This window comes from Candidatus Thermoplasmatota archaeon (assembly GCA_029907305.1).
In the GTDB taxonomy this organism is placed as follows: Archaea; Thermoplasmatota; E2; order DHVEG-1; family DHVEG-1; genus JARYMC01.
The window spans coordinates 1-7,194 of sequence record JARYMC010000079.1; the positions used below are offsets into that span (position 1 = coordinate 1).

The following is a 7,194-nucleotide window of genomic DNA, read 5'->3' on the forward strand; positions in this document are numbered from 1 at the left end:
GTCAACATCTCTACATCCCATCCGATGTAGAGGGGTATGTGTTATGGGTTAAAAATTGTTATTTCGCAAGAGGTCTAATGTATACGTGAACCAACAGCAGGTACAGTGAAGATTTTCGGTAAAGATATTTCTACTTCGTTTAATGATGTCAAAGAAATAATCGGTATACTCCCTCAGGAGTTTCATTCTTTTGAGAGACTAACTGTTAGAGAAACTCTGGTTTATTTTTCAAAGCTTTACAAAAAAAAGGCTGATGTGGATGATATCATAAAGGCTATGGATCTTGATTCGTATAAAAACATGTTGTACAAAAAACTTTCAGGTGGCCTAAAACAAAGAGTTGGTGTAGCTATTTCCCTTGTGAATGACCCTGAGATAATATTCCTTGATGAGCCAACCACTGGTCTTGATCCTAAGGCGCGACGTGAGGTCTGGCAGGTTATTGCAAATTTACGTAAAAAAGGTAAAACTGTTTTTCTCACCACTCATTATATGGAGGAAGCGGAGTATCTTGCTGATCATATAGCTATTATCCATAAAGGGAAAATCATAGCTGAGGGTTCTCTAGATGAATTAATTGAAAAATATGGTAGTGGTAGCATACTTCATATCAAGAAATGCAGGGAAGTTGATGCAGTTGATTTATTGAGAGAGAAAGGTTATGATGCGCGTTCTGAGGGTAACGGAGATATCGCTATAAAAATTGATTATAGGGATAGGGTTCTTGAGATTTTATCTAATCTTAGACATGATTGTATTGACTATGAGAGTATAGATATACGTAGATCTAACTTGGAAGAGGTTTTCCTCAACCTAACTGGTGCAAGACTTTCGGAGGAGAAATAAATGAACCCACATATCATTATCTCTGATTTTGTCGCTAGTATGAAGGGTTGGATTAGAAGCCCTGGTACCATATTTTGGGCGGTTGTTTTTCCTGTTTTATTGATATTACTCTTTGGTGCAATATTTTCTGGGAGTGATAGCACAACCTACAACCTATATGTTCAAGATCAGGATCAATCGGTTTGGTCGCAGCAATACATTGACATGCTGAAGAACATCTCTATACTAAAAGTTGAGGTTATACCAAAGGATAAAAATATCACTGATTATATAAAAGAAAAAGATCTCAGGGGTGCACTTGTTATACCAGAGGGTTTTAGTTCTAAGATCAACCAGTCCTTCTATGACCCTAATGCATCCGTTAATCTCTCGTTTTACTACGACCCATCTGATCAAGGGGCGACATCTGTTGTACGTAGCATTGTTGGCAGCAGTCTTCAGGAGCTTAACCTTGTTTTTAGTGGAGGCCGGCATGTTGTTGGTATGAGCCAGGTTAGTACCATTACTAAGAAGTTCAAGTACATTGATTTCTTCATACCAGGTATGATAGGTTTCACTATTATGCAGCTATGCATCTATGGTAGTATTGAGCGTAACACAAATTATAGGAAGGATGGTATTCTCCGGAAGCTTCAGACTACGCCCATTACAAGAACTGAGTGGATACTAGCAAAAATGCTGTTTATGTTACTTCTCTCTTTCTTTTCCACTGGGATAGCTATCTTGGTTGGTGTACTAGTTTGGGGTATAGTGATTAACATCAATATCTGGATGATTTCTATTATCATTGCAAACAGTTTCTTGTTCTCAGGTCTTGGCATGATCATAGGTCGTTTTGTAAAAGAAGAGGAAACAGCTGATACAGCTGCTGGTGCGATTAGTTTCCCTATGATGTTTCTTGCTGGCACGTTTTTTCCGTTGGATCAAATGCCTCAGTTCCTTCAAGATTTTGCTCATATGCTCCCCCTATATTATGTGAATGAGGGGTTGCGTAATTCTATGATTAATATGGATTTTGGGAAGGCAGCATACCATACAGGAATTGTTGTTGTTTTCGCCTTGGTTTTTTTCATAGCTGGTGTTCTTCTCACTAAGTGGAAAGAAGACTAGTCATTTTTTTATTTAATTACATATATTTTTTGAAAAAATAGAAATGTTTTTATAGTAACAAAGACAAATACTAATATAGTGAATAATGCTAGCAATTAGCATGAAAATGATGTGTGAGAAAAAATGTTGATAGTAGGGCAGGTATCAAGCGAAGAAGAAAGCTATGAAATAAGATTCATAGCAGAAATGGTAATAGTCGGAGAAAGAATCAGATACCTTGCCCGTCAACAGAAGAAAAAATAAACTTTTATCCTGACAAACTCTTGGTCCCAATGAGCGTTTTTGTATCAACTACACCCTTAAGTGATCTAATCTTTTTAATCACCACACTACCTATCTCATCTATATCGTTACAAGATATCTTTATAAGAATATCATACTCGCCAAAAAGTGGATGAACCTCAACTACCTCAGGTATCATTTTAAGAGATTCATACACATCTTTCTCATGTAAAGGGCTTATAGATAATAGTGCAAATCCTATAGCTGCCATGATATACTGAATGTAAATCCCCTATCTTATATTTTTTCTTTTATAAGCATGGATGATATTTTCAAGCAATGCCTTTATATACAAGAAGCGCATTACATATGTTAACAATTAACTTAGGAGGTGTGTTATGGAAGAAAAAACAAAAGGCAGATCTAGTATAACTGATGTGGCAGAAAAAGAACTAAGCCTATTAAGTAGACATCTAGATGTTTTAAAAACAGTTAAAGACCACGGCCCAATAGGCATTATACGTCTTTCACAAATGACAGGACAACCACAACACATGATAAGGTACTCACTGAGAACATTAGAAAACGACGGCATAATAAAACCCTCGCCTCAAGGGGCGGTAGTTACAGATAAAATACATAAAACCCTAAACACAATCGAAACCACGTTGGAGGATTTCAGCGTGATGGTACAAAACCTTAGAAAGAAATTAAAATAAAAAATTAAAAAAACAAAACAATAAAACCTTTTTTTTCAAAATCTATATTTAAGTAGGTCGTAAAAAAATCTTTTTTATGTAAATATTATAAACTATAATCTCTATAATGGGTTGAAAAAAATCGTGGAAAAGATGTGATAAAAATGTCTAAAAAAACATTGATTATTGGAATAATATTGGCTAGTCTTTTGTTTACTTCTACACTTTTAGTTCATGCAGCCGATGAAGAAAAATCATTTACAGACCCACCTGATGACGTCTTAGATATTAATGATAACCCTACTAATACAAAGCCAAATATAGATATCGTTCAAATAGATTATGTTAAAGAAGGAAAAAAAATAAACTTAATATTAACAGTAAAAGGAAATATCGAAAATAGAGGCGATATCAACGATACGGATTCTGAAAATTGTGTTTATTACTCATTATACCTCTCCACTACTGAGCATGATTACATCATAGTCTATATAAATAAAACATGTGAATTAAAGATAGATTTCTACTATCCTGGAAACGTAGACGCTGTCGTTTCCGGATCAAAAATTACTTTCACCTTTGATTTTAATTCCAGCAGTGAGAAGTACGCAGGAGTATATGCACTAACTGCAGACTCTGTTTCTTCCATAGAATATTACACTGATGATTTCTATGATATGCCTGGGGAATTAGATGTAACAATCAATGCCCCTAATACAGGAAAAGTTGGACAAAGTATCACTTTTTCTGCAACTGTTTCCGGTGGTACTTCATATGAGTATGAGTGGGACTTTGGTGACGGAGGAACATCAACTGAACAAAACCCAACTCATATTTATACTAGTGCAGGAACATATGATGTCACTTTAGTTGTGTCTGATCAAGATGGTAACCAAGGATATGATTCTCTCTCTATCACTATCTCAGAGGATAAAAATAATAACGGTGGCAATACCAACGGAAACAACAAAGAAGATTCGAATTCTGCCATTCTCCTTTTTGCCGCGGTAATAGTAATAATAGTTATCATCGGAGTTGCAATCATAGTTTTCATAATAAGGAGATAAAAAATTTCTTAGCTTCTTCTCTCTTTTTTTAGTTACCTTTTTATTTAGGTTATATATGACTCAATGAAAGGAGAGCAGTTTTTATGGTGGAGGAAGAGAGTAAATACGCCTATAAAAAGAAATCAGCATGGGAGCTGTTATCTAAAGAGCAGATCAAAGAAGCATTTGATTTCGCTGAGGAATACAAAAAATTCTTAGATCACTCTAAAACAGAGAGAGAAACCATACAAGAAATAAAAGAAAAAGCAGTATATTGTAACAAAAAAAAAAATTGTATTGAACAGGGAAAACGAGGCAGCTGTTATTGTCCCAGGTAGAAAACCAGTAAACGAAGGCCTTCGCATAGTTATATCCCATATTGATTCACCGCGACTGGATCTTAAACAGGTCCCGTTGTATAAGGATTCTGATAGCGGCCTTGCATTGTTTGAAACCCATTATTATGGTGGGATTAAAAACTTCCAGTGGGTGACGATACCACTGGCTTTGCATGGTGTTGTTGTAAAAAAAAGATGGCAAAAAACAGTTTTTTACCCTGGGTGAAGACGAAAAAGACCCAGTGTTTTCCGTACCAGATATACTACCGCATCTCTCACAAGAAGTGCAGGATGAAAAAAAGATGGACGAGGCTATAAAAGGTGAGATATTAGATATTGTCATTGGTAACATACCAACAGCAGGGGATTTTGAAGAAAAAATCAAAACAGCGGTTCTAGAAAAACTACATAATGATTATGGTTTGGATGAAGAAGATTTTGTATCAGCTGAGCTAGAAGCAGTCCCCGCATACAAGGCGAGGGATATAGGATTCGATAGATCCATGGTTGGTTCATATGGGCAGGATGATAGGGCGAGTGCTTTTGCGTCATTAAAAGCAATACTCTCTTTGGAAAAACCTGAGCACACTGCTTTAGCTATATTTGTTGACAAAGAAGAGATAGGCAGTGAGGGTAACGCAACAGCGCAGGTAACAACATTCCTCCGCTCAATTATAAAGCAATTGGATCAAAACGTTGATGTTGATAGTGTTATGTTGAAATCCAAGGTTATATCAGCTGATGTGAACTCAGCTGTTACACCAAACTACACTGAGGTTTTTGAACTAAAAAAATGCTTCTGCTCTTGGCAAAGGTGTTGTAATGTCAAAATACACAGGGCATGGTGGCAAATACTTAGCGCATGATGCATCAGCGGAGTATGTCGCCGAGATACGGTCACTGCTTAATAGAGAGAAGATACCATGGCAGACAGGTGAGATAGGTAAGGTTGACAAAGGTGGTGGTGGCACAGTAGCTAAATATTTTTCGAGACTTGGCATGGAGGTAATTGATCTTGGTCCACCTGTTTTGTCTATGCATTCACCATATGAGGTTACAAGTAAAGCAGATGTTTACTCAGCTTATCTAGCATACAAGGCTTTCTTAAAAAGCTAACAACTTCGGTTATTTGCTTAGCTCAAAACCTTTCTTTTATTTGCTCAAAGATTTCCTTGAAACCACCATTTTGCCGGCAATACTCCGGGTTACATTTCTTATCAATTTTACTAGCAACAGGGAACCCTGCGAGGTGCATCATAGGCATAGTTGCTTTTTTACCATGTTTCCACCTAGCATATAGCCAATGGGTGAAGAAGAAACCTGGTCCGATAATCTTCTGCTTATCAGGCGCCCAGAAATCTATGTTGTTCCTCCAACATCTAGCTAGTATCTCCCATTGCAATTCTGTTAGGCTCTTTAGATTGGTTCTGCTATGGTTTCCTAGAACTGCTTCTTTTAATGGTATAAACAAAACAGGTGTGTAAAACATCTTAGCATTATGGTTTCTGAGGTCATCAATAAGATTCAAAGTAGCAATAACATCCTCCTCAGTCTCATCAGGCTGCCCAGTCATAATAGTACACAACGGCCACCAGTCATAGTCATTCATGATACCAACACCTTGTACAACAAGCTCAGGCCATTTATCAACACTATATGGAAGCGCTTTACCTTTCATATACTTCTGCATCAAACGTACGCTACCGGTTTCTATCCCAACCTCTACTGAGACAAAAGGTTTTTTATATGTTGAGTTAGTCTTTGGGTTCCATTTTGTTTTTTCAAGTAAAATCGGTGACAACTCCTCCAAAAGCTTCTTGTCATATATAACTGGTGCAAGCGATGCATGAGAAAGCAAAATATACTCAACACCAGGATAAGCAGCTATTGTTTTATACAGCTTAACAATCTCTTCTCTATTTGGTATAAAACCTGGCTTCGACTTGTAAAGAAAAATATCCTCAGTAACAGTAAAAATAGAGTTCGCTCCACCTCGTATATTCACCTCTACTTCTTTCATAATATGATCAAGTGGGAAAGAATGCTTAGTACGATTTGTTGGGCTGCAAAACTGACAACCACGCCCACAACCCCTAGTTATCTCTACCATACCATACGACGCAGCATGCTTTATAAGAGGCACCTTTTCTCTATCAGATTTTTTCGCCTCAAAATAAGAAGGAACTTTTTCTCCGTTCATCATTTTCCTAAAAATGTTAACAAGATCCGCCTCACATTCTCCCTGGAAAAGCACGTCAATTCCTAAATCCTTTTGTGCACCTGCTTCGCTTATCTGCCATGAACCAGCACCACCAACTATTATCTTAGGTTTGTATCTCTGAATAGCTGGATGCGTCACCAATTTTTTGAATTCAAAAGCATTCAACGCATCCCCACCGAAACCGATAAGAGAATTATATGTTGTAGACACATAGGCAAGCCCCATAGGATCCATTGATGAAATACCGACTATCTTTGTTTTTTTACCAACAAATTTATCCAAATTATCATAATGTGATACAACCACGTTTTCTTCACCAAATTCATCAATAAGCATGGATTCTACTTTCCTCAAACCATAAATAGTGCGCCGTGCAGTCCCATCTTCGTTATTCTCTAAATTCGCTAAATGCTCCCTTAATATATATCCTGACAATTTCCTAGGAAAAGTACATATAAAGGCATCAAACGGGTTGTTGTTGTACTCATTTGCCTCTGCACGTGAAGCAGTGAGTACAATTGGATAACCTTCGTTTTCCATCGTATCTTCCACTATTATTCACCTTATTTTATAAACTGACATAGAACATCCCAATACCCTTAATTCACTATTAGTAATTTTCTATACAAATTTTTACCTAGTGTCATAAAATGATTAAAATTTATAGTTCATCACCTCATTAATTGTCCAAATATGATCAGTGAAACCTGCAC

At 36.8% G+C, this 7,194-nt stretch carries 6 protein-coding genes and 1 pseudogene; 5 read left to right on the forward strand and 2 right to left on the reverse strand.

Annotation, left to right across the window (positions count from 1 at the left end; all coding sequences use genetic code 11):
- Positions 1 to 81 precede the first annotated feature (81 nt).
- Both QHH19_06085 and QHH19_06090 read left to right on the forward strand, forming a co-directional pair.
- A complete protein-coding gene (locus tag QHH19_06085; protein MDH7517895.1) occupies positions 82 to 846 on the forward strand; it encodes an ABC transporter ATP-binding protein in 765 nt (254 codons plus the stop codon).
- Positions 847 to 1,956 (forward strand): ABC transporter permease, encoded by a 1,110-nt coding sequence (locus QHH19_06090; protein ID MDH7517896.1) that lies wholly within the window; start codon positions 847 to 849, stop codon positions 1,954 to 1,956.
- A gap of 247 nt (positions 1,957 to 2,203) precedes the next feature.
- Here the strand turns inward: QHH19_06090 and QHH19_06095 are convergent, their stop codons facing one another.
- Entirely contained in the window at positions 2,204 to 2,449 is a 246-nt protein-coding gene (locus tag QHH19_06095) for an Lrp/AsnC ligand binding domain-containing protein (GenBank protein ID MDH7517897.1), read from the reverse strand.
- A gap of 127 nt (positions 2,450 to 2,576) precedes the next feature.
- On the opposite strand from QHH19_06095, the gene QHH19_06100 reads away from it, so the two are divergent.
- The 3 genes and pseudogenes from QHH19_06100 to QHH19_06110 all read left to right on the forward strand — a co-directional run bounded on the left by QHH19_06100 (position 2,577) and on the right by QHH19_06110 (position 5,376).
- Positions 2,577 to 2,897 (forward strand): hypothetical protein, encoded by a 321-nt coding sequence (locus QHH19_06100; protein ID MDH7517898.1) that lies wholly within the window; start codon positions 2,577 to 2,579, stop codon positions 2,895 to 2,897.
- Positions 2,898 to 3,040: 143 nt separating this feature from the next.
- Positions 3,041 to 3,943: a PKD domain-containing protein gene (locus tag QHH19_06105; protein MDH7517899.1), complete on the forward strand. Its 903-nt coding sequence runs from the start codon at positions 3,041 to 3,043 to the stop codon at positions 3,941 to 3,943.
- Between the two features lie 83 nt (positions 3,944 to 4,026).
- Positions 4,027 to 5,376 (forward strand): annotated as a pseudogene (locus QHH19_06110) (aminopeptidase).
- A gap of 22 nt (positions 5,377 to 5,398) precedes the next feature.
- On the opposite strand, the gene QHH19_06115 reads toward QHH19_06110, so the two are convergent.
- Entirely contained in the window at positions 5,399 to 7,033 is a 1,635-nt protein-coding gene (locus tag QHH19_06115) for a radical SAM protein (protein ID MDH7517900.1), read from the reverse strand.
- Positions 7,034 to 7,194 lie beyond the last annotated feature (161 nt).

Excerpts from the sequence above, each read along its gene's own strand:
- QHH19_06090 (MDH7517896.1), top strand. The coding sequence starts at position 847 with ATGAACCCACATATCATTATCTCTGATTTTGTCGCTAGTATGAAGGGT.
- QHH19_06095 (MDH7517897.1), bottom strand. The coding sequence starts at position 2,449 with ATGGCAGCTATAGGATTTGCACTATTATCTATAAGCCCTTTACATGAG.
- QHH19_06100 (MDH7517898.1), top strand. The coding sequence starts at position 2,577 with ATGGAAGAAAAAACAAAAGGCAGATCTAGTATAACTGATGTGGCAGAA.
- QHH19_06105 (MDH7517899.1), top strand. The coding sequence starts at position 3,041 with ATGTCTAAAAAAACATTGATTATTGGAATAATATTGGCTAGTCTTTTG.